The organism is Exiguobacterium sp. s59, from assembly GCF_018617475.1.
GTDB lineage: Bacteria > Bacillota > Bacilli > Exiguobacteriales > Exiguobacteriaceae > Exiguobacterium > Exiguobacterium aestuarii.
Map to the genome: position 1 here is coordinate 130,110 of NZ_JACSKG010000003.1, position 25,173 is coordinate 155,282.

The 25,173-nt window shown below is 46.8% G+C and carries 29 protein-coding genes; 8 read left to right on the forward strand and 21 right to left on the reverse strand.

Translation table 11 applies throughout. From position 1 onward, the window contains the following. Nucleotides 1–96: 96 nt before the first annotated feature. The 3 genes from KNO91_RS06630 to KNO91_RS06640 form a co-directional block, all read right to left on the reverse strand. Nucleotides 97–1,188 carry a bifunctional 3-deoxy-7-phosphoheptulonate synthase/chorismate mutase gene (locus KNO91_RS06630; protein WP_214817093.1) on the reverse strand — a complete coding sequence of 364 codons (1,092 nt, stop codon included), beginning with the start codon at nucleotides 1,186–1,188 and terminating at the stop codon, nucleotides 97–99. A gap of 134 nt (nucleotides 1,189–1,322) precedes the next feature. Beyond that, on the reverse strand, nucleotides 1,323–1,871 hold the full coding sequence (locus tag KNO91_RS06635) for a YtxH domain-containing protein (protein WP_214787257.1): 549 nt from the start codon (nucleotides 1,869–1,871) through the stop codon (nucleotides 1,323–1,325). Nucleotides 1,872–1,896: 25 nt separating this feature from the next. Continuing rightward, complete coding sequence (locus KNO91_RS06640) at nucleotides 1,897–2,409, reverse strand: DUF948 domain-containing protein (protein WP_074033455.1); 513 nt, start codon at nucleotides 2,407–2,409, stop codon at nucleotides 1,897–1,899. A 169-nt stretch (nucleotides 2,410–2,578) separates the two neighbouring features. Between KNO91_RS06640 and KNO91_RS06645 the strand changes: the two genes are divergently transcribed. Next, entirely contained in the window at nucleotides 2,579–3,691 is a 1,113-nt protein-coding gene (locus tag KNO91_RS06645) for an aminopeptidase (protein ID WP_214787255.1), read from the forward strand. Nucleotides 3,692–3,733: 42 nt separating this feature from the next. On the opposite strand, the gene KNO91_RS06650 is transcribed toward KNO91_RS06645, so the two are convergent. From KNO91_RS06650 to KNO91_RS06675, 6 genes are all read right to left on the reverse strand, one after another. Further along, the gene (locus tag KNO91_RS06650) at nucleotides 3,734–4,186 is read right to left on the reverse strand and encodes a Dps family protein (RefSeq protein ID WP_214787254.1); all 453 of its coding nucleotides are present in this window, start codon (nucleotides 4,184–4,186) and stop codon (nucleotides 3,734–3,736) included. Between the two features lie 97 nt (nucleotides 4,187–4,283). Beyond that, entirely contained in the window at nucleotides 4,284–5,591 is a 1,308-nt protein-coding gene (gene murC, locus KNO91_RS06655; protein WP_214746404.1) for a UDP-N-acetylmuramate--L-alanine ligase, read from the reverse strand. An 85-nt stretch (nucleotides 5,592–5,676) separates the two neighbouring features. Next, nucleotides 5,677–6,384: a hypothetical protein gene (locus KNO91_RS06660; protein WP_214817095.1), complete on the reverse strand. Its 708-nt coding sequence runs from the start codon at nucleotides 6,382–6,384 to the stop codon at nucleotides 5,677–5,679. 54 nt (nucleotides 6,385–6,438) lie between these two features. After that, nucleotides 6,439–7,053 (reverse strand): YtpR family tRNA-binding protein, encoded by a 615-nt coding sequence (ytpR, locus tag KNO91_RS06665; RefSeq protein ID WP_214795616.1) that lies wholly within the window; start codon nucleotides 7,051–7,053, stop codon nucleotides 6,439–6,441. A 54-nt stretch (nucleotides 7,054–7,107) separates the two neighbouring features. Then, the gene (locus KNO91_RS06670) at nucleotides 7,108–7,902 is read right to left on the reverse strand and encodes a DUF1444 family protein (RefSeq protein WP_214787249.1); all 795 of its coding nucleotides are present in this window, start codon (nucleotides 7,900–7,902) and stop codon (nucleotides 7,108–7,110) included. A gap of 5 nt (nucleotides 7,903–7,907) precedes the next feature. Continuing rightward, a complete protein-coding gene (locus tag KNO91_RS06675) occupies nucleotides 7,908–8,219 on the reverse strand; it encodes a thioredoxin family protein (RefSeq protein ID WP_214795614.1) in 312 nt (103 codons plus the stop codon). 116 nt (nucleotides 8,220–8,335) lie between these two features. Here KNO91_RS06675 and KNO91_RS06680 point away from each other — a divergent pair, with 116 nt between their 5' ends. Then, nucleotides 8,336–8,668: a hypothetical protein gene (locus KNO91_RS06680; RefSeq protein WP_214787245.1), complete on the forward strand. Its 333-nt coding sequence runs from the start codon at nucleotides 8,336–8,338 to the stop codon at nucleotides 8,666–8,668. Between the two features lie 38 nt (nucleotides 8,669–8,706). On the opposite strand, the gene KNO91_RS06685 is transcribed toward KNO91_RS06680, so the two are convergent. Both KNO91_RS06685 and KNO91_RS06690 read right to left on the reverse strand, forming a co-directional pair. Further along, nucleotides 8,707–9,723 (reverse strand): PTS sugar transporter subunit IIC, encoded by a 1,017-nt coding sequence (locus tag KNO91_RS06685; RefSeq protein WP_214817097.1) that lies wholly within the window; start codon nucleotides 9,721–9,723, stop codon nucleotides 8,707–8,709. A gap of 152 nt (nucleotides 9,724–9,875) precedes the next feature. Beyond that, nucleotides 9,876–10,949, reverse strand: a complete 1,074-nt coding sequence (locus tag KNO91_RS06690) for a M42 family metallopeptidase (protein WP_214817099.1) — start codon at nucleotides 10,947–10,949, stop codon at nucleotides 9,876–9,878. A gap of 138 nt (nucleotides 10,950–11,087) precedes the next feature. Between KNO91_RS06690 and KNO91_RS06695 the strand changes: the two genes are divergently transcribed. The 4 genes from KNO91_RS06695 (at nucleotide 11,088) to dhaM (ending at nucleotide 13,441) form a co-directional block, all read left to right on the forward strand. Further along, the gene (locus tag KNO91_RS06695) at nucleotides 11,088–11,390 is read left to right on the forward strand and encodes a PepSY domain-containing protein (protein WP_012726763.1); all 303 of its coding nucleotides are present in this window, start codon (nucleotides 11,088–11,090) and stop codon (nucleotides 11,388–11,390) included. A 102-nt stretch (nucleotides 11,391–11,492) separates the two neighbouring features. Beyond that, entirely contained in the window at nucleotides 11,493–12,470 is a 978-nt protein-coding gene (gene dhaK, locus KNO91_RS06700) for a dihydroxyacetone kinase subunit DhaK (RefSeq protein WP_214787238.1), read from the forward strand. Between the two features lie 22 nt (nucleotides 12,471–12,492). Further along, nucleotides 12,493–13,080: a dihydroxyacetone kinase subunit DhaL gene (gene dhaL / locus KNO91_RS06705; RefSeq protein ID WP_371816655.1), complete on the forward strand. Its 588-nt coding sequence runs from the start codon at nucleotides 12,493–12,495 to the stop codon at nucleotides 13,078–13,080. A 10-nt stretch (nucleotides 13,081–13,090) separates the two neighbouring features. Then, a complete protein-coding gene (gene dhaM / locus KNO91_RS06710) occupies nucleotides 13,091–13,441 on the forward strand; it encodes a dihydroxyacetone kinase phosphoryl donor subunit DhaM (RefSeq protein WP_256441814.1) in 351 nt (116 codons plus the stop codon). Between the two features lie 39 nt (nucleotides 13,442–13,480). Here the strand turns inward: dhaM and KNO91_RS06715 are convergent, their stop codons facing one another. Both KNO91_RS06715 and trmB read right to left on the reverse strand, forming a co-directional pair. Next, a complete protein-coding gene (locus tag KNO91_RS06715; RefSeq protein WP_251126055.1) occupies nucleotides 13,481–13,990 on the reverse strand; it encodes a hypothetical protein in 510 nt (169 codons plus the stop codon). 105 nt (nucleotides 13,991–14,095) lie between these two features. Next, nucleotides 14,096–14,743 (reverse strand): tRNA (guanosine(46)-N7)-methyltransferase TrmB, encoded by a 648-nt coding sequence (trmB, locus tag KNO91_RS06720; protein WP_214817103.1) that lies wholly within the window; start codon nucleotides 14,741–14,743, stop codon nucleotides 14,096–14,098. Nucleotides 14,744–14,881: 138 nt separating this feature from the next. Here trmB and KNO91_RS15505 point away from each other — a divergent pair, with 138 nt between their 5' ends. Continuing rightward, the gene (locus tag KNO91_RS15505; RefSeq protein ID WP_012726769.1) at nucleotides 14,882–14,992 is read left to right on the forward strand and encodes a hypothetical protein; all 111 of its coding nucleotides are present in this window, start codon (nucleotides 14,882–14,884) and stop codon (nucleotides 14,990–14,992) included. Nucleotides 14,993–15,028: 36 nt separating this feature from the next. Here KNO91_RS15505 and KNO91_RS06725 read toward each other — a convergent pair whose 3' ends face one another. Genes KNO91_RS06725 through pepV form a run of 6 tightly spaced genes read right to left on the reverse strand, consistent with a single transcriptional unit; the run spans nucleotide 15,029 to nucleotide 22,048 of the window. Continuing rightward, on the reverse strand, nucleotides 15,029–15,823 hold the full coding sequence (locus KNO91_RS06725; RefSeq protein WP_214817105.1) for a phosphotransferase family protein: 795 nt from the start codon (nucleotides 15,821–15,823) through the stop codon (nucleotides 15,029–15,031). Nucleotides 15,824–15,873: 50 nt separating this feature from the next. After that, complete coding sequence (gene pulA / locus KNO91_RS06730; RefSeq protein ID WP_214817108.1) at nucleotides 15,874–18,039, reverse strand: type I pullulanase; 2,166 nt, start codon at nucleotides 18,037–18,039, stop codon at nucleotides 15,874–15,876. Between the two features lie 19 nt (nucleotides 18,040–18,058). Then, on the reverse strand, nucleotides 18,059–18,898 hold the full coding sequence (locus KNO91_RS06735; RefSeq protein ID WP_214795602.1) for an NERD domain-containing protein: 840 nt from the start codon (nucleotides 18,896–18,898) through the stop codon (nucleotides 18,059–18,061). Next, the gene (thpR, locus tag KNO91_RS06740; protein WP_214817111.1) at nucleotides 18,868–19,443 is read right to left on the reverse strand and encodes an RNA 2',3'-cyclic phosphodiesterase; all 576 of its coding nucleotides are present in this window, start codon (nucleotides 19,441–19,443) and stop codon (nucleotides 18,868–18,870) included. Before thpR ends, KNO91_RS06735 begins: the two co-directional genes overlap by 31 nt. Nucleotides 19,444–19,448: 5 nt before the next feature. Beyond that, nucleotides 19,449–20,600, reverse strand: a complete 1,152-nt coding sequence (locus tag KNO91_RS06745) for an MFS transporter (protein ID WP_214817114.1) — start codon at nucleotides 20,598–20,600, stop codon at nucleotides 19,449–19,451. A gap of 59 nt (nucleotides 20,601–20,659) precedes the next feature. Further along, nucleotides 20,660–22,048: a dipeptidase PepV gene (pepV, locus tag KNO91_RS06750; RefSeq protein ID WP_371816646.1), complete on the reverse strand. Its 1,389-nt coding sequence runs from the start codon at nucleotides 22,046–22,048 to the stop codon at nucleotides 20,660–20,662. Between the two features lie 308 nt (nucleotides 22,049–22,356). Between pepV and KNO91_RS06755 the strand changes: the two genes are divergently transcribed. Continuing rightward, entirely contained in the window at nucleotides 22,357–22,578 is a 222-nt protein-coding gene (locus KNO91_RS06755; RefSeq protein ID WP_074033475.1) for a DeoR family transcriptional regulator, read from the forward strand. Nucleotides 22,579–22,675: 97 nt separating this feature from the next. Here KNO91_RS06755 and KNO91_RS06760 read toward each other — a convergent pair whose 3' ends face one another. Together KNO91_RS06760 and KNO91_RS06765 are read right to left on the reverse strand one after the other, a co-directional pair. After that, nucleotides 22,676–23,389: a pseudouridine synthase gene (locus KNO91_RS06760; RefSeq protein ID WP_214817117.1), complete on the reverse strand. Its 714-nt coding sequence runs from the start codon at nucleotides 23,387–23,389 to the stop codon at nucleotides 22,676–22,678. Next, the gene (locus KNO91_RS06765) at nucleotides 23,389–25,086 is read right to left on the reverse strand and encodes a putative polysaccharide biosynthesis protein (protein ID WP_214817120.1); all 1,698 of its coding nucleotides are present in this window, start codon (nucleotides 25,084–25,086) and stop codon (nucleotides 23,389–23,391) included. Before KNO91_RS06765 ends, KNO91_RS06760 begins: the two co-directional genes overlap by 1 nt. Between the last annotated feature and the right edge of the window lie 87 nt (nucleotides 25,087–25,173).

Genomic DNA, 25,173 nt, shown 5'->3' on the forward strand with positions numbered 1-25,173 from the left:
AAAAGTTTTCATAAAACGTCTTAAAAAAGGAAGACAGGTATCTGTCATCCATTTACCCTGTCTTCATGCGATATAAAACGTTTCCATTTGGAAAGCTTACTTTTTCACCAAATCAAGTTGGGGAAACTGGACCGTTAGTCCTTCCACAAATTGATCGAATTGATCGAAGTCCAATTGTTGTTGCGCATCCGATAATGCGATGGCAGGATTCGGGTGCACCTCGACCATGACACCGTCCGCCCCGATGGCAAGCGCTGCTTTCGCAGCCGGCAACAACAAGTCACGACGACCTGTCGAATGGGTGACGTCTACCATAACCGGTAAATGCGTCTCTTGCTTCAAAATCGGCACCGCCGTGATATCTAACGTATTGCGTGTCGCACGCTCATAGGTCCGAATTCCTCGCTCGCACAAGATGACTTGGCTGTTCCCACTCGCCATGATGTACTCTGCCGCATAAATGAACTCTTCGATTGTAGCGGATAATCCACGCTTCAACAAGACCGGCTTGTCTGTCTTACCGACTTCTTTCAACAAATCAAAGTTTTGCATATTCCGGGCACCGACTTGAATGATATCGACATATGGCAATGCCGACTCTACGGCACCCGGGGTCATGATTTCCGTGATGACGCGTAAATCATGACGGTCCGCTGCTGCCTTCAACAATTTCAATCCTTCAAATCCTAATCCTTGGAAGTCATATGGTGATGTACGTGGCTTGTATGCTCCGCCTCGCATCACTTTCACACCCGACAAGGCTAGCTTCTCTGCGACCGCGTTCACTTGTTCGAACGATTCGACGGCACAAGGTCCCGCAATAAGCTGCGGTCGCCCGTTCCCAATCGTCACGTCCTTCACATGGACCAACGTATCTTCCGGTTGACGTTTACGTGAAACAAGTAACGTCTTATCCCGGTCTTCGCCTTGAAGTTCAGCAGACGCTTTAAATACTTCTTTAAAAATATGTTGAAGACGTGACGTTTCGAACGGTCCTTGATTCGAAGCTGCGATGAAATCGAGCATCTCTCGTTCCCGGACCGGATCGTATCGTTCGACGCCTTGAAGACGTTTGATTTTTCCAATTTCGACGGCAAGTGCACCACGCCGACTCAGCAAGTCGAGCATTTCATGGTTCAATTCATCCATTTCTCGACGTAATCGATTCAATTGATCTTGTGGACTCATTCGTTTCCCTCACATTCTTAAGCCGTTCTTTCCAGAAACCTAATTATATCGAACTTTGTGCACTTTGTCATAAGGAAACCTTCTACGTCACAAAATCACCAAAAAAAGGACCGAACGTATTCGGTCCTTCTGTATTACTCTTCTTTCTTAAGGTCTTTCTTCAACTCATCGAGTTCTTCTTTCGATTCATCATCGAGCATCTCATTGACAGGTGCTTCGAGTGAATCGTCTGACTCAGACTCAAGCGATGAGTCCATCGTCTCTTCTTCAGCCGCACGGTCCATCTGTTCTTTCACTTCAGATTCCGCTTCCGCGACGAGTTGATCGGCTTTCTCCATCGCCTCTTCAATCGAGAGGTCATCCTCGTCCATCTGTTGTTTCAATTCGGCCGCTTCACGCGCCTTATCTTTTACGATATTGAGGACCGGTGCCGCTTTATCGCTCGCCACTTTAATCCATTCACCGACGACTGGTTCTGCCTTCTCACGCATTTCTTTCGATTTGACAGTCAATCGTTCACGCGATGTAGATGTCTTTTCGTCTAGGTACGTTCGCACTTCACGTCCGCTTTTCGGTGATGTCAACAATGCGACAGCCGCTCCGACAATCCCTCCGAGAATGACACCCGTCAAAAATCCACTGCTTGATTGATTCTGTTCTGTTGGTTGCTTTTGGTCTGTCATGTGTGAGTTCCTCCCCGATGTATCGTTATTTGATTGTATCGTCCGTGTTAATCATGTCGGGCGATACAGGTGTTTCCTCTTTCTTTTCGCGTCGTGTACGACGACGTGGACGTTCTTTCGTAGTTGATGATTCTGGTTTGTTTTTCTTGAACAATTCTACCGCGACCGATCCCCATCGAACCGCTTGAGCAATCTGTTCTTTGTTTTCGTCAGCTGCCGAGTGGACAGAAGTCGAGACGGTACGGACCGATTCGGTTACCTCGTTCAGTGAAGTTCCTAATTCATCGAGTGCATGGGCAACAGGTGCGAGCAACTCTGTCTTTTCTTCCACATTGTCGACGAGACGGTTCGTCTTATGTAAGAGCGCCGTCACTTCCATTGTGATTCCGTCGAGCTGGCGTTCTAAGTTTTCTGTCGTATTGGCGACGCTACCGAGTGTACGGTTTACATTCGATAAGACACGTGCCAAGAAGATGACGAGTACGACAAACGCGAGGGCCGCAATCAGGCCAGCGATGCCTCCTAATGTGATCTCCATTCAATCCATTCCTCCTATTCAATCGTTTCTTGTTTCATTATAGCACCATTATGACTGAAAAGATTTGCTACAACCGTTTTCGCCATTCGGTCTGATTATTCCTTTACCCGTTTTTATGTTTTCGATTACACTAAAATAGAAATTCATAAAAATAATTAGGGGTGGTCGTGTGAGAGATCCAAGAATTACACAATTAGCAGACGGTTTAATCAATTATTCCGTCAAGTTACAACCGGGGGAAAACGTCCTGATCGAGAATTTTGGTGTAGAGGAATCGCTCGTCGAGGCACTCGTTGAGAAAGCATATGAGGCAGGTGGTCATCCGTTCGTCTTACTAAAAGAAAGCCGGATTTTACGAAAATTGTACACAGGCGCAAGCCGTGAACAACTCGAACTCATGGCCGACATCGAACGGAAACAGATGCAGGCAATGGATGCGTACATCGGGTTACGTGCCGGTGATAACATCAACGAACTCTCTGACGTCCCGAGTGAGCAACAAAAACTCGTCGGCGCCACACTCGGCAAAATGCATACAGAGGACCGTGTCAAAGGGACGAAATGGGTCGTACTTCGTTACCCTTCTCCATCAATGGCACAACTCGCAGGTAAATCGACAGAAGCGTTCGAAGACTTTTACTTCAACGTATGTACACTCGACTACGGCAAAATGGACCGTGCGATGGACGCATTGGTCGAACTGATGAACAAGACGGACCGTGTCACATTGAAAGGTCCAGGAACGGACCTCTCGTTCTCAATCAAAGATATTCCGGCGATCAAGTGCTCTGGTCAAATGAACATCCCAGACGGGGAAGTGTTCACGGCACCGGTAAAAGATTCGGTCAATGGTGTGATCACGTATAACACACCATCTCCATACCAAGGGTTTACGTTCGAAAATGTGAAGTTGACGTTCAAAGACGGTAAGATCGTGGACGCGACGGCCAATGATACAGAGCGGATCAATGAAGTGTTCAACACAGATGAAGGGGCTCGATATGTCGGTGAGTTCGCGATCGGTGTGAACCCATACATCCAGCATCCGATGAAAGATATCCTCTTCGATGAGAAAATTGACGGTAGCTTCCACTTCACGCCAGGTCAAGCGTATGATGATGCTTATAATGGCAACAACTCATCTGTCCATTGGGACCTCGTCAACATCCAACGCCCGGATTACGGCGGTGGTGAGATCTGGTTTGACGATCAACTCATCCGAAAAGACGGACGTTTCGTCATCGATTCATTGCAACCACTTAATCCAGAAAACTTGAAATAACATAAAAATGGTGTGCCTTCATCAGGCGCACCATTTTTATGTTTATAATTTTGTTTTTTTGCCGAGTGCGGCAGACATCATCCAAATCTCTTTCTCGAGTCGCTCGATATGAGAGACGAACGTATCTTCAATTGCCTCATCCCCGTCTTCGAAGTTTTCCATCGCATCTTGCATTTCTTGGCGAATTTGTTTGAAGTCGTTGATAATATCTTTAATCATTTGATCCGTTTCCGCATGACGATCGCCTTCATTTAGCGTCGAGTGTTCCAAGTACTCTTTCATCGTCGCGAACGGTTCCCCGTCGTTCATGAGAAGTCTCTCTGCCACGTCATCGTAGAGTTCCGCCACTAAGTTATAGAGCTCTTCGAGTTTCTCATGATACGTAAAGAAGTGAGGACCACTAATATACCAGTGGTAATTATGAAGTTTCACAAACAATAGACCATAGTTTGCGACTTCCTTATTTAACGTATTGAGTGCACCTTGACTAGCCATTCCAAACATCTCCTTTGTCTTATTCATCGATACTACTATTACCGAGATTTTGGATCGCTAAACATAAAAAAGGAGAGACATTCGTCCCTCCCCTGTCTTATGCTTCAAGTTTTACGATTTCTTCATATTCACGTTGATACGTTTGGATATCCCCCGCACCCATGAACAAAAGTACTGCCTTGTCATGGTTACGTAAGACACTCGTCCCACCACGTTTCAAAATATGTGCACCGTCGATTCGTGACTGAAGGTCCTCGATTGTGACAGTCCCTTCTTGTTCACGTGCTGAACCGAAAATATCACAAAGATAGACCGTGTCTGCTTCAGCCAATGCCGTTGCAAAGTCATCCATGAATGATTTTAGACGTGTGTACGTATGCGGTTGGAAAATCGCAACAACTTCCCGCTCTCCATACTTCTTCCGAGCCGCTTCGACCGTTGCACTAATCTCACGTGGATGGTGTGCATAATCGTCAACGAGTACTTGATTGTTAAGCGTTGATTCACTAAAACGACGCTTCACCCCGTTAAATGATGCAAGACGTTCTTTTACCAACTCTTTTGGTAAGTTCTCATAATCACACGTAGCGATTACAGCAAGAGCGTTCAACACGCTATGGTCGCCGTATCCAGGAATGCGGAATGTTCCATAGAAATCGTCACGTAAGAAGACGTCAAACGTCGTTCCGTTTTCTGTCGACGTAACGTTTTCCGCACGAAAATCGTTATGCGTTCCGAATCCATAATAGACGAGTGGAACGTTCGCTTGAATGTGCTGAAGGTTTTCATCATCGCCACAGGCAATGATACCTTTCTTCACTTGCTTCGCCATCTCCTGGAACGCATCGATGACATCGTCTAGACCAGAGAAATAGTCTGAATGGTCGAAGTCGATATTCGTCATGATGGCATAGTCTGGTCGGTAATATAAGAAGTGACGCTTATATTCGCAAGCCTCGAAGACAAAGTTCTTCGAATCAGCGACACCTTCACCTGTCCCATCACCAATCAAGAATGATGTCGGCTCGATTCCACGCATGACATGTGCAAGCAACCCAGTTGTCGATGTTTTACCGTGTGACCCCGTAATGGCGACACTTGTGTAATGGTTTGCGAGCTCACCTAAAAACTCATAGTACTTATAAATCGTTAATCCAAGTTCACGCGCGCGTACGATTTCTGGATGATCGTCGCTGAACGCGTTTCCTTGTACGACGATTTGATCTTCAGAAATATTTTCAGGGTCGAATGGCAAAATTTCAATCCCTTTGCGTTTCAATGCTTCTTCTGTAAAAAATGCTTTTTCAACGTCCGATCCACGGACCTCATTATTCATATCAAATAAAATTTGAGCTAAAGGACTCATGCCCGTTCCTTTAATTCCGACGAAGTGATAACGGTTCATCTGTAAATAGCCCCCCTAATTCATTGCGGCTCGTCAAAATGCGACAAACCTTTGTCATTATAGCAAAACTCACTGAGTCGTGCTATTACAGATTATTGTTTTTTTGTGCAAGTCGTCGGCTACGGTACATCGCCATGCGATCTTTTGGCGTCATCATCACGTTTACGGGCGGTTGATCGGCTTTAAACGAAACGTGAACAGCCGGTGTCAAATCGGTGTCAACCGGTAATTCTTGTTGTTCAGATGGCGTTTGTAATTTTTCTGCAATCTGCTCAATCGATTCCCCGATTTGTTCTACAGACCCATCGATGTCTAAATCTTCACCTGGCGCTGCATGTTGATGAACTTCCACGACTTCTTCTTTTTTCGATCCGGAGAGATCCGTCGATTGCATAAAGACGGACGAAAAACCGTTATCTAGAATCGAAACCTGACCAAGAATTGATTTTTCTTCTTCGATTGTTTCCTCGGAAATTTCTTCGACATGTTCGTCCTCTACTTCAGGAATAGGGCTCGATTCGTTCTCATCCTCTTGAAGTGACTCTTCTGTCAAGACCACTTCAGGCTCTGTGCTCATTTCGAACGGTTCTCTCGTTTCAGGAGAATGCTCGACCGGTAGTGCAATCTTCGGTTTTGGACGAGCATATCCGTAAATCGGTGAAGGGACATCAGTCGGGATGAATTCATCTGTGATATCTACCTTCGGGGGTGGTGAGACCGTCTGTCCTTCTCTTGAAAGCTCTCGCTTGATTCGATCTGCTTGTTGTTTCAGTGAACGTTCATATGCATCCATACTTGATTCCTCGCTTTTTCACTCAATCCATATTTAACAAAAAATCGGTCGAGTTTAGCGACCGATTTCAAATGCTGTACCTACTTCATATTCGTTATCTAATACTAAAATTCCTTTTTCTTGCGGGGCATTCGGAAGATTTAATTCACGCGCCGAACAAATCATTCCATGCGAGCTCTCCCCACGAAGTGCGGACGGACGAATAATCAAACCGGTCGGCATAACCGCTCCTGGTTTTGCTACGACTACCTTTTGTCCCGTTGCCACGTTTGGTGCGCCACACACGATTTGAACTGTGCCTTGGTCGATTTGAACTTGGCAAACCGACAACTTGTCAGCATCCGGATGTTTTTCCGCACTTTCGACATACCCAACGACAAACTTCGGTGTCACATCTACCCATGAGAAGTCTTCTTCAATTCCATGTTTTTTCAAAACAGTTCGAATCTGTTCAACCAATTCTGTTGTCAAATCAACTGGTCCATTCCAACCTGTGACGTCAAAGTGCTCACTTGCTTGGAACAAGTTGTATCCGTTGACGCTTCCGTCTTCAGACTTGACGATGGCCACGTCACCTGTCCGCTCTACAGATTGATGGTGACGTTCTCCCTCTTTTAATAACACCATGAGTACATCGCCGATTCCTTCTTGGTTATAAAACACATTCATTTGCATACGTTCCTACGTCCCTTCTTTCAAACTCATCTCACTTATTTTATCAGATTATGTGTTCGATGGCGGGGTCTTTTTTCCGACAATAAAAATCGGTTCAAGTTGCCCTGCCTCATAATGAAAGGCGAGTGCAGTCACCGGGACACGACCATTCGTAAAGAAATCAAACATCAATTGTTGCATCGCATCATAGCCTTGGTCGTTTCGGATATCAGCGATAATCATGACATCCTGATGCGGAACACCGACGAGCATGTCCCCTTCGACTCGGCGCTCCATCATTCGAAGAAAGTCATCATTTAGGATACGCGACGCCTCATAGCCGTCTCGCGTCGACAAAAAGTAAAACGGGTTTCCGGCAACCTCATCTTGCTTCATCTCGGTCGGGAGTTTTTTGACATTCTCACGAGCGATGCGCTCAATCGTCTCAAGGTTCAGCTCACCTGATACATGTTTTTCCTCGATTAAACGATAACCATTTCCACGATCTAATGCATAAAAGATGGCCGTTTCCGCCGTATGAGGAGTAAAAATAAGCGGTTCACCGCTTTTCGTCGTTTTAGCAAACGAGTTCGAACGAATGACTGGATAGATCGCATCTAACTTTCCGGCGAGTGAAATATCATCATCTGCCTTCATTGCCGACTCGATGTACTCGATTACTTCATCGACAGCCACTTTGCCTCGCGTTTTCGCTTTTGCGACAATCGGCGCGAGACGAATATTCACACCGAAGCGGTCTGACTTTCGTTCGACGCGCAACACCTCATTCTCACGGTCGTAAGATGTGCGATAATCTTCTTTAAAATTCGCCTCTAAATAGCGTCTCAATTCATTCCGTTCCATAAAGGTCACCCTAATCCGTTCAAAAAGGCTTCGACCTGTTCTGGTGTTTTACGTTCACGACCAACGTACCGATCGATTTCTTTACCGTTTTCAAATGCGACAAAGCTTGGGATTCCGAAAATATCAAGTTCTTGCGCGAGTTCCATAAACTCGTCACGATCGACGTAATAAAACGTCCAGTCTTCAAATTTCTGTTCGATTTCTGGCATGAACGGGTCGAGGAAACGGCAATCCCCACACCATGTTGCCGAGAACATGAAAATACTTTTCGCTTCTTTCGCTTCCATATATTCTGTCGTTGTTGATAGTTGTTTCATGATTGACCACTCCTGTTCGTTTTTTCCTCACTTATAATAGCATAAGTCTAGTCACACATTCTGCTCTGCTGTTTGTTATAATCAAAGCCGAAACTAGTTGAAACAGGTGAAACCAAATGAAATTGACACGAGAAAAATTAAACCCTGAAATGAAACATCCGCTCGAACAGATGGTAGGCGTTTTCGGTATGCTCGCCATTTTGCGCTATGGATATTTGTTTATTGATACGGATAAGACGAGACTTGAAATTTTGATTTGGCTTGTTGTCGGCTTTGCCGTCATTTATGTTCTCGAGAAGTGGCTCAAGCAACTAGCCCGACACTTACCGATTGTACGAAAACGATATTTAATCCCAATTTACGTGATTGTTCTCTTACTGTTCCTCATTAGCTTCCGTGTGCCCCGCGAAACGGTAGATTCCGTCAAAGTATTTTTCGGAATCGGATGACGATGAAAAAGCGCCGTTTTCTCCAAACGGCGCTCTTTTTAATAGTCAATTTTCATGTCATTCGGCTGAATTCGTCCAGTCCTTGTCAATACAGCATAGACCGCATAACTTAACAAAGCAGGTCCGATGATCAAGAACCCGAGGACAACCATGAGTGTATACCAACTAAAGCCCATCGTTTCAAGCATCACAATCGGACCGACAAGACCGCTCGTTCCCATCCCTGCACCAGCTGCCACACTTTCTAGGTTAAACAATAAGATGGAAATAGGTGCTAAAACCGCTCCTGCCAGCGTTGGCGGTAAAAGAATCCACGGATTTTTCACGATATTCCCGACTTGAAGCATCGATGTGCCAATACCTTGGGCAATCGCCCCACCGACTCCGTTATCACGATAACTCGTAATTGCAAATCCAATCATCTGAGCCGCACATCCGACCGTCGCGGCACCAGCCGCAATACCGTTCAATCCAAGCATTAAAGCGATGGCAGCACTTGAAATCGGTGCGGTCAATGCCAACCCCATGAGTGTCGCCACGACGACTCCCATGAACAACGGTTGTTGCTCAGTCCCCCATTCAATCCAACTGCCGAGCTGCGTCATGAACAACCCGACATATTTTCCGATATATGTGGCGCTAAAGAAACCGACTGCGATTGTCGTAAATGGCGTCACCAAGATATCAAGCTTCGTCGATTTCGATACAAGTTTTGATACCTCCACTGCTAAAAGTGTGGCAACGTAACTTCCAGCAGGTCCAAACTCATATCCAAACGTGCCGACAACGAGTGCAGAAAACAAAATAAGAGGCGGCGCCTCGAGAGCGTACGCAATCGCAATCCCGATGGCAGGACCCGTCAGGCTCATCGCGACTTCTCCAATTTGAATGAGCGTGCCGCTTACTCCTGCGAGCGCCGTCCCGTCAAGTTGTCCACCAATCGTTTTCATAATCAGACCAATAATCAACGTGCTGAACAATCCGAGCGCCATATAACTAAGAGCCGTCACGAAATAAATAGACGGGCTAAGTGAGATTCCTTTTTTCTTGAACATGTCATATCCTCCCTACACTTATACAGGTGTCTTGTCATAAGTAAATAACGTGTATAAACACCTCTATCAGTATAAGGCGTTTTTTTGAAATAGCAAGAACAACTAGACAAAAAACCGTCCACTCATGACCATGAGTGAACGGCACGTTCAAATTATCGGGAAGGACGAAGCGTTTCGAGCGTCGAACGGTCAAGTCGTTTGACCAACGCTTTGAGTAACGCTTTCGCCGCATCGTAATCGTCTGTATGAAGAATGGAAGCATGTGTATGAATGTAACGTGATGCGACACCGATGACGGCAGTCGGAACACCTTCACCGCTCATATGCACACGTCCTGCATCCGTACCACCTGGCGAGACGAAGTATTGAGTTTTAATGTTTTCGTCAGAAGCCGTGTCAAGCAAGAAATCACGCATCTCAGGCGACATGACCATGACCCGATCTAAAATTCGAATCAAGGCACCCTCACCGAGCTGTCCAAATTCCGTCTTGCTTCCTGAAGCGTCGTTCGCTGGTGAAGCATCGAGAACGAGTGCAACATCTGGTTGAATCAATTCAGATGCCGTCTGCGCTCCACGCAATCCGACTTCTTCTTGTACTGTGGCGCCCGAGAATAAAATGTTCGGATGGTCCGCTTTAGTCGTCTCTTCTAACAATTCGACAGCAAGACCGACCCCGTAACGGTTGTCCCATGCTTTCGCCATAATCTTTTTCGGGTGGTGAAGTGGTGTGAATGCGCTCGATGGTACCGCAGGAACTCCTGGACGCACTCCCCATGATTCCGCCTCTTCTTTTGAATCGGCTCCGATATCGATGAACATTTGTTTGATGTCCATCGGTTTACTCATCGCATCTGGTCCGAGTAAGTGAGGCGGTGTCGAAGCGACGACGCCTGGAATTTTCCCGTTCGATGTGATGATGTCAAAGCGTTGTGCCATGAGCACTTGGCTCCACCAGCCGCCGAGCGGTTGTATGTATAGCATTCCGTTTTCCGTGATACGCGTCACCATGAAGGCAACTTCATCCATGTGACCGGCTACCATTACTTTAGGTCCCGCTTCGTCCCCGACACGCTTCCCAAAAATTGATCCGATGCCATCCGTGACGATTTCATCTGAGTGTGGTTCGATTCGTCCACGAACGAACTGACGAACTTCTGACTCGAACCCAGGAGCTCCTGGTAGTTCTGTTAACGTCTTGAATAAATCTCTCGTCTTTTGATCCATCTTTTATCATCCCTTCTTAACCGTTCTTGTCTCATTATATACAAAAGTTTTGACAGGATGCGAATGCTTTTCATTCCATTCGGGTACAGGTTTTGGTACGATGTACATGATAGCCATAGTTCAAGGGGAGGTAGTCATATGAAAAAAAGGTATTGGTTTATTGGAATCGGGGTTGCCGTCATTGCCGCACTTATGACGAAAAAGGCTTTAGATGAACGTAGCTTATCTGCAGAAAACGCGTTGGAATATACAAAACGTGCTTTCTCAGCGAAAGGTCATGTCCAAGGGGCATGGATTTCGGCATCACCTGAGATTTACACGTACGATGGTCGTGAATACGATGTCTACAAAGGTGGAATCTCAGTGCTTGAGAACGATGAAGAGAAAACGTATGAGTTCACAGTCGACTCTGAGACTGGCGCTTTACTCGAATATGCATGACACGAAACCGACGAATGATTCGTCGGTTTTTTTGTTTAGTTACCGCGAAAGAGTGGAAAATTGAAATTGGTAGTTTTCAATTTAAAAAAGGAGTGATCTCGCGTGAAAAAGCTAATCGGTGAGGCAAGTGAACTCGTATCGCAAATGGTTGAAGGAATGGTCCATGCCCATCCTGAACTGTATGGTCGTGTTGAAGGTGTCAATGTCATCTGTCGGGCAAACGGAGCGAAATCTGGTAAGGTCGGCCTCGTCTCAGGTGGCGGTAGCGGACACGAACCCGCACACGCTGGCTATGTCGGAGACGGCATGCTCGATGCGGCAGTTTGCGGAGAAGTCTTTACATCCCCTACTCCAGATATGGTGCTTGAAGGAATCAAAGCAGCTGACGGTGGCAACGGGGTCTTGTTGATCGTGAAAAATTACTCGGGGGATGTTATGAACTTCGAACTCGCCGCTGAGCTTGCTGAAGGAGATGGAATCAAAGTCGACCATGTCGTCGTCGCTGATGATGTCGCGATTTCAAATAAGGAAGACCGTCGTGGTGTTGCCGGTACCGTCTTTGTTCATAAAATCGCAGGTGCCGCCGCCGCTAGCGGTAAATCACTCGAGGAAGTTAAATCGATTGCTGAAAAAGTCGCTTCACATGTCCGCTCGATGGGGATGGCGGTAGAGCCTTGCTACATGCCAGTGAGTGGAAAGCCTGGTTTCGACTTGAATGAGGAAGAGATGGAAATCGGGATCGGGATTCATGGGGAGCGCGGTGTCGAACGTAAACCGACGAGCGATGTCGACCAAATCGTCGATGATCTTCTCAGCCATTTGAAAAAAGAAGTTGAGCCTGGTGAAGTCGCCGTCATGGTAAACGGAATGGGGGGAACCCCACTATCCGAACTATACGTGACATACCATTTCGTCGCTCAAAAACTCGAAGCTGCAGGATATACGCTGAAACGGAAATATGTCGGTAACTATATGACATCACTCGAGATGCACGGATTCTCGATTACCCTATTACCGCTTGATGATGAGATGACCAGTTACCTAGATGCGCCATCGGAAGCACTTGGATTTAAACTTTGATGAATGAGGTGTTTGGTTTATGTTGACGATTGATCGGATGAAGCAAGCATTACGTGACACACAAGTTGGGATTGAAGACCAAAAAGACACGCTGACAGATTTAGACCGGGCCATCGGGGATGGAGATCACGGAATCAACATGTCGCGTGGTTTCGACGCGGTCTCTTCCATTTTAGATGAGGAGTATGACTCCCTTGGCGCCCTCAGTAAAAAAGTTGGTATGACACTTATGTCAAAAGTCGGCGGAGCGGCTGGTCCATTATATGGTTCTGCTTTCGTCAAGATGGCGACCAAGTTCGGGGATGCGACCGAAGCTGACTTTGACCTTCTCAAAGAAGCACTCCAAGAAGGTTCCAATTCGATTAAAGCGCGAGGAAAGTCAGAAGTCGGTCAAAAAACGATGGTCGATGTCTGGGACCCGTTCCTTGAACATGTAAAAAAAGGGGACGACTACAAACAACAGTTAGACGAACTCGTGCAAAAAACGGAAGATATGGTGGCGACGAAAGGTCGGGCTTCTTATTTCGGTGAGAATTCGCGTGGAACGGTCGACCCGGGCGCACTCTCCAGTTCGATTCTGTTAGCCGCGATTATGAAGGAGGTCGATTGACATCGTTGAATTGATTATCGTCTCGCATAGTGCAAAAATTGCGGAAGGTATCCAAGACCTCATGAAGGAGATGGCGCCATCCGTCCCCATTCATTTAGCTGGCGGTCTTGAAGACGGTTCGATTGGAACAGACGTCACCCGCATCTTAGCGGCACTCGACCAAGTTGAAGGGGAAGCGCTTCTTCTCAGCGATATCGGTTCGGCGACGATGAATGCCGAACTCGCCATCGATATGTACGAAGGAAGTAAAGAGGTCGCATTTTTCGACGGTCCGATTGTCGAAAGTGCCTTCATCGCTTCGGTCTCCTCAGGAAATGACATGTCTCTCACAGACATCGTCGAACAGTTGAAGCAACAGTGAAAAAGCACCCCGTTCAGGAGAACGGGGTGCTTTTATGTCTTAACGTGGGTTGTCATTCTTTTCATATACAGCGTTCATATATGAGCTTGTTGAATAGAAACGTGGTACGACCAAGAACAAAATGAGTGCTGGAATCGCAATCAATAGAAGCAATACCAATACCGGCAACCAGTAGACAATTTCATGACCGAGCATATCGATGTTCGCATCTGCGAATTCGGCTGCTCCTTCAACTTCTACGAGGTCTGCTGATGAGAGGATCTTGTTGTCTGTCGCATCAAAGTAATGGTACTCGGTTTTACGTGTGATGAAGATCCCATCACGAATCGTATCGAGTTCTACGACAGCCGCGATCACTTCGTTGCCATTTGAATGGCGAAGCGTCTCTTCTTTGATGATTTCAGCTGTTCCTTCTTTATAATCGTAATGCGTCGCTTTCAAATCCTCTTCGAGTGCGTCTAAGAACGCTTCGTTCGCTGAGGTATTCATTGGTGCGATTGTTAGAATGAAGATTACTGCAAGCAGGCTTGCCCATGCTTTTTTCAACATCCCCATGTTCCCCCTTCTCTTATTCCAGTTTAGCGTCATTCCTATTGTACCAAGAAGAAAGAAAAAAGTGTGAAGAAAATACTATTAAAATAAGAAAAAAGCGTGTCAATTTTTCGGACGGAATACAGCTTCCATTCGATAGATTGGCTGACCGAGTGCGCTAAAGCGCTCTTCATACTCTGTTCGAATATTATCTTCCGGTTCATTTACATGCAAATCAAGTGAAATTTCTGTGAAGAACATCCCGTATTGGCTCATGCTTTGAAGAGAATATTCAAAGAGTCCGCGGTTGTCCGTCTTGAAATGAATCTCCCCTGCTTTCGGAAGAATCGCTTCATATGTCGCTAAAAATGTCTTATACGTCAAGCGACGTTTCGCATGGCGTGTCTTCGGCCATGGGTCTGAGAAGTTTAAGTATACGCGGTCGACTTCTCCTGCTTCGAAATAATCGACAAGTCGTTTCGCATCAACCGTCAACACTCTCACGTTCGGCATCGGTGTTTCGACGAGCTTTTGAACGATTGAGACGGCTACGCTTTCAAATAGTTCGATTGCGATAAAGTTCACGTCCGGATGTTGTTTCGCCATTCCTAAAATGAATTGGCCTTTCCCTGAACCGACTTCGATAAAGAGTGGGTGATCATTGCCAAACTCTTCGCCCCACTTCCCTTTCAGTTGTTCAGGATGTTGAATAAATACGTGTTCTTGGGCTTCCATATATCCTTTTGCCCAAGGCTTATGTCGTAAACGCATGAAAATCCTACCTTTCGTTCATCAAATGTTCAAGTTTAATGGGAATATGCACGTTACGTACGAGCAGTCCTCTTGCGATTATACACGAAATCATAGTTTAATGAACGTGAATCATCCTTCACAAGGAGGTTATATACGATGAGTACATTAGATCAATTCCTTATTTTTTATGCGGCTCCACTTACGTTTTTCGCAGGCGTCATCGCAACGTTCGTTTGGGCTTACTTCATGAATCCAGACGACATTTAAACACATTCAAAAAGGGGTGGCGCACAGCCATCCCTTTTAATTGATTCGTTCATACGCCTCGTCGATCAATTCGCGTAATACATGAAAACCTTCTGTTCGCGCTGCAGCGTTCTGCTCCCCATAGATTGTTAAAATCGTCTGGGCAATCGCATACCAATGCATTCGATTATGAAGCTCACTCGAAACCTCAACTCCATAATGCGTGAACCAACGCTCCCATTCCGCTTCTTCGACATAGCTATAGACTACCATCGCCAAATCAAACGCACGGTCCGCGATGATGGCATCATCCCAATCCGTCAAATAGAGAAGACCGTTTTCATCTTCAATCCAATTGTTATGATTTAAATCAGAGTGACATACGACAAATTCCTGCTCGTCGACTTTCGGTAAATGGTGTTTTAACCATTGAATCGCTTCACCAATCGTCGGGTCCGTCTCATCTTGTTCATATGCCTCACACTGACGGAGCAATAGATGCGGTGTCATCGGTGTGTGATTTAATTGTTGTAACATGAATAATAGCTCTTTCGAATCATGAATCTTTCCGAGTTGTGCCGCGACATCTGGTCGCTTCATATCTTCTGGTGAAAGTTCGCGGCTCTCAATGAATTGTTGGGCACTTAATACGTCCCCGTTAAACATCCGCTTTGTCCAAAGAAGTTTCGGAACAATCCCTTCTGCTGAAAGAATCGCCAAGAATGGAGAAGAGTTCCGTTTCACAAAAATCTTCTGTTGGCGCGTCGTCGCTACATACGCTTCGCCCGTAATACCTCCGGCAGAAGCGACTGTCCACTCTTTACCGAGCGCACCGACTATATCTGAATACATATTCATCACGCTCAAATCTTACTTGAAATTAAAGAGATACAATCAACATCTTAACACGCGAGAATCGTCATTGACAACGACTCGACTTGAATGTGTGACGGGTTTCTTTCGAGCGGAACGAGGCTGGCCGTTTTGCCTTGCACGTAGACGTTCCATTTCGCATCGCTCTCAAAGGATAGATTTTCAAACGTTCCATTCACATATACACGTACTCGCTGCCATGCATCATACGAGTGACTTGCCGTCAGTTCGTAAATAATGACGCCAGGCGGCGACGGTAGGAATGTGAAATGGTCGATGACCTCTTGACGAGAATCGTAGCGGAAACATGTATGCAGTCGTCGCAGTTTCAAAAGCGTCTTCACATACTCGATCTCATTCATTCGCGCATCGCGTAAATCCCAATCAAAGTGATTGATATGGTCTGGTGAGTTATAGCTATTCTCAACACCATGCTTTGTTCGACCGAACTCTTGACCCGCATGGATAAACGGGATTCCTTGGGACGTGATGACGACCGCATTGGCTAGTCGCTGCATCGCGAGGCGCGTTTCTTCATCGATTCCTTCGCAAGACAACTGTAATTTATCATAAATCGTGTAATTGTCGTGGGCTTCGGCATAGTTGATGGAATAGGTCGGGCTCGGGAACCGTCCGACCGTCACGTTCGGGATATGGACGGCTCCGGTGAGGCACTCACGTAGTTCCCATTCTCGCCACTCATTTCCTGATATGAATCCGCGTTCCCGGTCATTAAAGGTCGAGCCTTTCAGGGCATCTCGAATCATATCGTTAAAGTGCCCGATTCGAGGCATTCGGGCAGCATTTTGTGAAGTCGCCTTTAACGACTGACCGAGCGGTGTCGCCAAGTCCCACCCTTCTCCATAAACAAGGATAGAAGGGTCAACTTTATCGAGAGCGGCTCGTACTTGATTCATCGTCTCGACGTCATGGATGCCCATCAAGTCGAAACGGAACCCGTCCACTCGGTAAGTCGTCGCAAAATACGAAACGAAGTCAACAATCATCCGTCGCATCATATAACGTTCCGAAGCGGTATCGTTCCCGACACCTGTCCCGTTCGCGACCGTCCCGTCATGCTCATAACGAAAATAATAATAAGGGACGAGCGCCTCGAGCGGTGAATGTTCGCGGATATAGATGTGATTCATCACGACGTCTGTTACGACGCGAAGACCTGCCTGATGAAGGTCCGCAACAAGTGACGCGTATTCGAACACCCGACTCATCGGCACATCTGGACTCGAGGCGTAACTGCCTTCAAGACTGAACCAATGAATGGGATCGTACCCCCAGTTATATGGCATTCGTGTCGCTTCATCGACACTTCCAAAATCATGGACCGGCAATAACTGGACATGCGTCACACCGAGTTCTTTCAAATAATCAAGTCCGGCACTATGACCTTCCTTCGTCTGAACGCCTTTTTCCGTCACCCCTCCGTACAGACCTTTCAGTCTACTCTTCGACGAAGGATGGCTCGTAAAGTCCCGAATGTGCAGTTCATAGATGACGGCATCGGTCGCTTTCCAGAGAGCGGGACGCGGAGCCTGTTCGACTTGTTCATTCACAAATCTTTCTACGTCCATCAACACCCCGTACTCTCCGTTCAAGCTAACCGCTCTTGCATAAGGATCAACGACTTGTCTCGTATCGACGGGCGTCTTGACTTCCAAACGATAAAGCATTCCTTCGAACGCTTTTGGTACCTCCCCATTCCACTCCCCGCGAGAACCTCGATGCATATGGAATCGTTCAAGTTCACGATGGTTCGTGTCGTCATGTACGGTAATCCACATCGAGAGTGCGACTGGTGACCAGACCGTCACTTCCATCCCGTGTGGCGTAAAAGATACACCGAGTGGTCCGTCATAGGAGAACCGACGCTCGAACTCTTCGGAGCGCACAATCTCTCGTGGAACGATCACCGTCGTCTTTTGTCCTGGGTGGAACACCGTATACATCGTCTCTAGAGATATTGGTTCATATAATCGTAGAATTTGTTCGATCATCCCTGATTCAGTCACATGTTGTTGTTCGACCATGTAGTCGATCGGGCGTCCATTCTGTTCGATTTGTACTGGAACGGATTCATATTCGCGCACAATCTCAAGTTGTATAGTCTCAAATGATACGAAAGACGCGCTTTCAATGGTTATATGCGAGGCGGTCTTTTGATCTGGTGTGTGATGCATATGCGTCCCTTCCTCTCAATCATTGGTCCATAAATTGACGAAACGGCATCTTGGCAGTCACTTCTAATAATGTAGCGACATCGCGGATTTGCTGCGCTTTAACAATCGGCGCACGTCCATTCACTTGTTTCATCCATTCTTTATACTCATTTCGTCCCACATAATGCGTCGTTCGAACGCTCGGGACGTTATCAAAGTAACCATCTGCTGCAATGACGACCTTTTGGAGTACACCCGCATAGTTCGGTACAATTTGACGAACGAGTTCTTCGGTTCGTGTCAACGCGATGAGCGGGTTCACTACACGAGTATTTTCCCCTTTCAGCGGTTGATGAACCCACGTCTTCTCTTTCGATATGTGATAGATGCTTCGATCCCCCTCAAGCCACTCCACGATATAGAGATGCGTCGGACCGACGAGGACATGACTTAATTCAACGGTCGCACCGTTCCACTCGATGACAGGACGATAAAAGAAGAAGTGTCGTTCATTCCATTCGGAACGCATCACGCGATATGCAAAATCGCGAGTGAACGCCAAATGCGGTAAATCTGCCTCAAGCACCCCTTCGCAAGCAAACTGAAGCTTTTGAATGTGTCGGCGCTCTCGAAGTAGCTTTTGATATTGTGATTCGGCGAGCGGTTTCGGTTCTAGTTCAATCCGTTCCGACTTCGCCCAAAATTTCCACCACGGGCGGTCGATCTCAAGCACTTCGACCGGGCTCAGTCGATTGTTTTCATGAAGACGCTGCAGACGAGCCGTATCGGATTCTACATATTCTAAATAACGATTATATTGGTCTAATACATCTCGTTCATATTTTGAAATTACGTCAAAAATTTTAACCGGGATTGCCATATGTCCTCCTCTGGCCGTCTTAACGGAAATACTTCAACCGCCCGATAGGACGGTGTATGATTCGGCTGCACTTCATACAGAACGACCTCTTCTACCGATTCGGTTATGTTGAACTCAGGTGGAACGTAATCGATTGGTTCCCCTGTGTCCCACTTTTTAGCGAGTGTCACATGAGGGACAAACGCTTTTCGGTCCAGCCTTGGAATCAATTCGACGAGCTCTTGACGGAGCGCCACCGCCAATCGTTGAAGAGAATCTGACGCATCAGGTACAATCGTCAAGACACGTGGACGGTCCGCTCTTCCGAAATGATCGATTGTGCGAAAGGTCAAGGTGAACGGCGAGATGTCCTGACAGATTCTTCGTGTGATTTCTTTCACTTCATCGAGTTCTTCTCCATCGATATCTCCTAAAAATTGAATCGTTAAATGGAACTCGTCGGGTCGATAAATCCGCCGATACGAGTAATACGGTAAGATGGCTTGTTGCACAGCGACGAGTTCGGTCGCCTCGATCGGAATCGCAATAAAATAATGCGTGCTCATCTCATTCATCCTTTCATAGCGCGACGTGACATACTACCCCAAATAAACGCCCCGATTGCGGTGACGACAGTATACATCCAAAATACACCTAAGATGTCATCAAGCTCGATGATTTTACCACTCAACATGTTGAATCCTGCTGTCGCAAGTCCTGAAGTCAATGCCATATAGACGCCGATTGCCGTTGAAGAAACTTGGCGATCGACGAGTGTCCGGACGAATTGAAGCGCGACCGGGATTAAGAGTCCGACGACAAGTCCTTGTGCGATGGCGAGAAGCCAAACGACCCAAATCGGTGGTTCTAAAGCTAAGATTCCATTTCGCACGGCTGAGATGACTGCCGCCCCGACGAGTACAGGAACACTACCGAAGCGCTCTACAAGTTGTGACGCCACTTTCATAAATGGGATTTCAAACAATACCGCGACAAGAAATAATGTTCCGACCAATGTCGTCGAGCCCCCACTATTTGTCACGTACAGCCCAAAATAATAATTGTTCGCATAAATTGGTCCGAAGACGAGCATGCCCCCGAGCAGGAAGAATAAGAACGACCTATTCCATACAGCCGTCCATGAGAGTGGGGCTAACGTGACGTCACGAATCGAGCTCTTTTCCGGAATCATTCGAACGAACACACTTCCGATGATCAGAATAACCGCACTCAACACGAACGTACTGGCTAATCCCCACGTTGTGTCGGAAATCCGTCCCATCGCGAATACCGCAATGGCGAAACCTGCCGATCCGTATAGACGAATCGCACCGTAATCAACTTTCGAACGTGCCGTAAAGTCAAGTGTCATCATATCGACGAGAGGAATGTGCGCGCATTGGAACACAGACCAAATCACCATGAGTACCACAATCCAAATATATGAGGTTGCCACTAAAAAGGTGAACGAAATGAGAGCGGCGCTTAACATCGCTAAAATGAGCCATGCCCGAACCCGCCCGGTCCGATCAGTCAACATTCCCCAAAGTGGTTGCACCCCAATCGATAGAATCGGAAGGATGGCTACAATAATCCCCACCTGACTCGGAGTGAGTCCAAATTGATCTTGCGAAAAATATAAAGTCATATAAGGGATCAATGCCCCTTGTGCGAAGAAAATAGCGACGTACACAGATTGAAACAATCTTTTTTGCGAATCCAATGATAACTTCCTTCCTAAAGGACAGAGAGCCGACTACATCAGTCAGCTCTCCTCATTTCTTATTTAGCGAGCTCGTAAATCGCTTCAGCATAAATGGCTGCTGCGCGTAATAAATCTTCTATCTCCATATATTCATCGACCTGATGCGCCACATCTTTAGCTCCTGGGAACAATGCACCAAATGCGACACCGGCTTCGAGCGAACGGGCATATGTCCCCCCGCCAATCGCCATCAAGTTCGCATGTTCTCCCGTTTGACGTTCGTACACACTAGCAAGCGTCTTCACGAGTGGATGATCTTCAGCCACGTGATGTGGTGGCATATGTTGACGCGTCTTCAATTCAAATCCGAACGACAATGCGATTTCACGTAAGTTTTGCAACCGTTCTTCGAATTTCGCCGTATATGGATAGCGAATGTTAACCGTAGCCGTACGCTCGTCGTCATTGTAACGGAACACACCACCATTGATCGTCAAATCACCTGTCTCGTCACTCGCCTCAATCCCGAGCGAAATTCCACGAGAATCGGCAAATACGTGACGAACGAATTCAATATAGCGCTCCCCTTGAATATCAAGAGGAAGGTGCAACAAGAATCCAGCGAGGACATAGGCCGCATTGATCCCATTGTCCGGTTCCATCGCGTGCGCCGCTTTCCCTTTCATGGTAAACGTATACGTTCCGCGGTCATACACACACGTCCCGTCCGCTTCATACTTTGCTAGATATGCCTCAAACTTCTCTTCAAGCACTTCGTCTGTCTTCAGTTCAGCTTTCGCGAAGTCCGGCACCATATTCGGACGCTCCCCACTCGTGAACGAAAGGAGATGGTATGCAGACTCTGGTGCGCGTTGAATCGGTAGTTGCGTCAACACGCCGTCATATAGCCCTTTCTCCGCGTTAATGATTGGGAAGTCAGCGTCAGGTGCGAAGCCATATGTCGGCATCTGTTCTTGTTTAAAGTATTCGCGGACACAGCGCCATTCGCTCTCCTCGTCGCAACCCGCGATCAGGCGGACACGTTTCGAGAGCGGTAACCCGAGTTCTTTGACGATGCGTAAACCATAGTAAGCAGCCATCGATGGTCCTTTATCATCATTGCTTCCGCGAGCGACGATTTTTCCGTCTGTCGTAATCGTCGGATTGAACGCACCATACGTCCACCCTTCGCCTGCAGGAACGACGTCCAGGTGACATAAGATCCCGACGATTTCCTCACCATCCCCATATTCCAAGTGTCCGGCATATCCACCGACGTCTTTCGTTTTAAAGCCATCTCGCTCACCAAGTTCAAACATGTAGTCGAGCGCTTTTCGGACCTCTGGCCCGAACGGCATGTTCGGTGCGGCATTTGATTCATCGAGCACGCTAGGGATTTGTAATAATCCTTTTAAATCCTCTAAAAATGCATCTTTACGATTGTCGACTTCTTGTCTCCAATTCATGTTCATCTCCCCTTTTGCGAATGTTCTCTCCCTTACTAGTATATCCAAATGAATGAAAGACGAACATTCATTTAGAAAAGTTTTTTTCGTTCGTGTTTGAGCCTGATTTAAATCAAAAAAAACATTCCTCATTCGATATTTACGTTCATAATCAAATCTTTACAAACAGATTGTTCGTGCTTTCTACTTGCATTTTTGTACAGGAGCGGTATACTAAAGGTGTAATTTTAGAAAATAACAATTTTATATTTCATTTTGTCGTCTGTAGGTATGGTTTGTCATTATTCTACGCATTGGGAGGTTATCCAATGAAAGGCTCAACAGATCGGATGTTAACGCGCATCAAGTCCATTTATTTGTTCATCAATGAAAGGGAGACAGTTACCACTTCAGAACTAGTAGAAGAGTTCGGCATCACGTCGCGTACCGTGCAACGTGATTTGAACGTACTTGAGTACAATAATCTTGTGGAGAGCCCTAGCCGTGGCACGTGGACTTCATCAAAACGTTCACTCAAGACGGCAAATTGAAACGTATATGTATATCCAAGAGACCTGGCGTTCAGGTCTCTTTTTTCTTACTTAACAAAAAAGAATCCGCCCTATCGGACAGATTCTCTCATCTTACTCATGATTGAACAAACAGTTGAACTTCTTCCTCGGTCAATTCACGATATGCACCGAGTTCAAGCGTCTCATCGAGTTCAAGTTCCCCGATTTGCACACGCTCTAATCGCTCGACGTGTTTGCCTACCGCCGCGACCATTCGCTTCACTTGGTGATATTTTCCTTCAGACAACGTCAGCCGGATGACAGACCGACGCCCGCTCCGGCTCAAAATCTCGAGTCGGGCCGGCTTCGTCGTATATCCATCCTCTAATTCGACTCCGTTCGCGAACGTTTTGATGTCCTCAGCCGTCATCTCTCCATCGACTTCGGCGATATATACCTTGTCGACATGTTTACGAGGTGACATGAGCGCATGATTGAACGCGCCGTCGTTCGTGATGAGGAGAAGTCCCGTCGTATCTTTGTCGAGACGTCCGACCGGAAAGAGGTCATAATGGGCGTACTCCGGATCAATCAATTCGATGACTGTCGTCTCGACTTGGTCTTCCGTCGCACTGACGACCCCTTCCGGCTTGTTCATCATGAAATAGATGTATGGACGATATTCAACGACTTCCCCGAACACGGTCACCCGCTCGGATTCTGGGTCGACGTGACGTTTCGCATCTTTTACAGGTGCATCGTCGACTCGGACTGCACCTTGTTTTAATAGGATTTTCACATCTTTTCGTGAACCATATCCCATGTTCGATAACAATTTATCAATTCGCATTACACGTTCCTCCGATATTCAAAGCGTTTCCCTAATAATTTCCCTGCGAGATGACTCCGCCAGCCGAGATATCCATACACGATCATCCCGACCATGACACCGACGATCGTCGCGAAGATGTCATTCCCCCAACTCGATTCTTCTTGTAACGTGACGAGAAGAGAAAGATAAACAGCCGCAAACATCGCCGCTCCCATCAAGAACATCAAGATGGTCCGACGAAGCAATTGCTTGTATGGGAAATGAAGAGACCGCTGAATCATCCATACCATGAGAACAATGGCCACGATATACCCGGCAATCGTCGCATAACCTGCACCGATACCACCGAGCCAATACACGAACGGTACGTTCAAGGCAAGTTTCGCCAAGAGCCCCATCGATGTGGCAAAGATCGTGAAGTACTGACGGTTAATCCCTTGAAGAATGGCAGCTGCGACCGAGTAATACGCCAAGAAGAAAGCACTCGGTGCATAGTGTAGTAAATACACCCATCCTTCACGGTCTCCCGGGAACAACGTCCCAAATAGCGGTTCTGCGAGAGCGACGAGTCCAATGACGGCAGGAATCGTCACGAAGAACGAGACTTGGAAAATATGATTGACTTGATTCCGTACCTTCTGCATGTCTCCCGTCGTAAATGAACGGGTCACGAGTGGGATGGTCGCCATCGAGACACTCGCTGCAATCGAAACCGGGATCAATACAATTTTATGGGCGTTTCCGGTCAAGAATCCATAAGCTGAAGTCGCTTCGGACACGGTCGCACCAGAGCTGAGTAACGTGTTGACCATCGTCAACTGATCAATCAACTGATAGAGAGGGGTCGATACCCCGACCATCACGATTGGGATCGAGTAACTGAGCAACTCAAGTAACAGCGATTTCATCGAACGGACAGGTGTGCCCGCCGGATTATCGGTCTGACGATGAATGTCTTTTCGACGTTTCCAGTACATCATAAGAACCACGAAACTACCGATTGCCCCGACGAATGCACTGAACGTCGCAATCGTGACGGCGATGACTTTCAATCCATTCAATTCAGTCGTCTCGACAGATTGTGTCCCTCCGAGAGCGTTTGCGATTGGTCGAATGAAGTCAGAGTCCGCAAAGACGAACAAGACGAGCATCGTCCCGCTGAGGAGGAATAGAATACGTACGATTTGTTCGACGACTTGTGAGATTGCCGTCGGAGCCATGTCTTGATGTCCTTGGAAATAACCACGAACCATACTCATCGCAGGGATGAGCAGTAACGCAAAACTGACACTTCTCGTCACGAGTGTGAGCGAGTCAATGTATTGCTGATTGTTCTCCGAGTTTCGCACCATCAGCTCGGATAACCATGGTGCCGCAAAAAAGAGTAATAAAAAAGCGACGACACCGGTCGCAAGCATCAGCTTCATTCCTTGTCGGAACAATCGTTGACTCGTTCCGTACTCCCCTAGCGCATTGTATTTGGCGATAAATTTCGAGACGGCAACAGGAATCCCTGCCGTCGATATGGAGATCATGATTGCGTAATACGTATATGCGGCTTGATACAACGTCACTCCGGCAATCCCGACCATCGCTTGGAACGGGAATGTGTACAATAGCCCTAACATTCGAGAAATCAAGTTTCCCGCCGATAAAAGAAGCGTTCCTTTGACGAAGGAGGCTCTTCCAGAATCTTGTTTGGCGCTTGATGACATGAGGCACCTCCATCTATAAATCAACTATTCAAATGAATTCGGTTTTACAAAACAACCGCTTCTCATTATACTCTTACTGTTACGGAT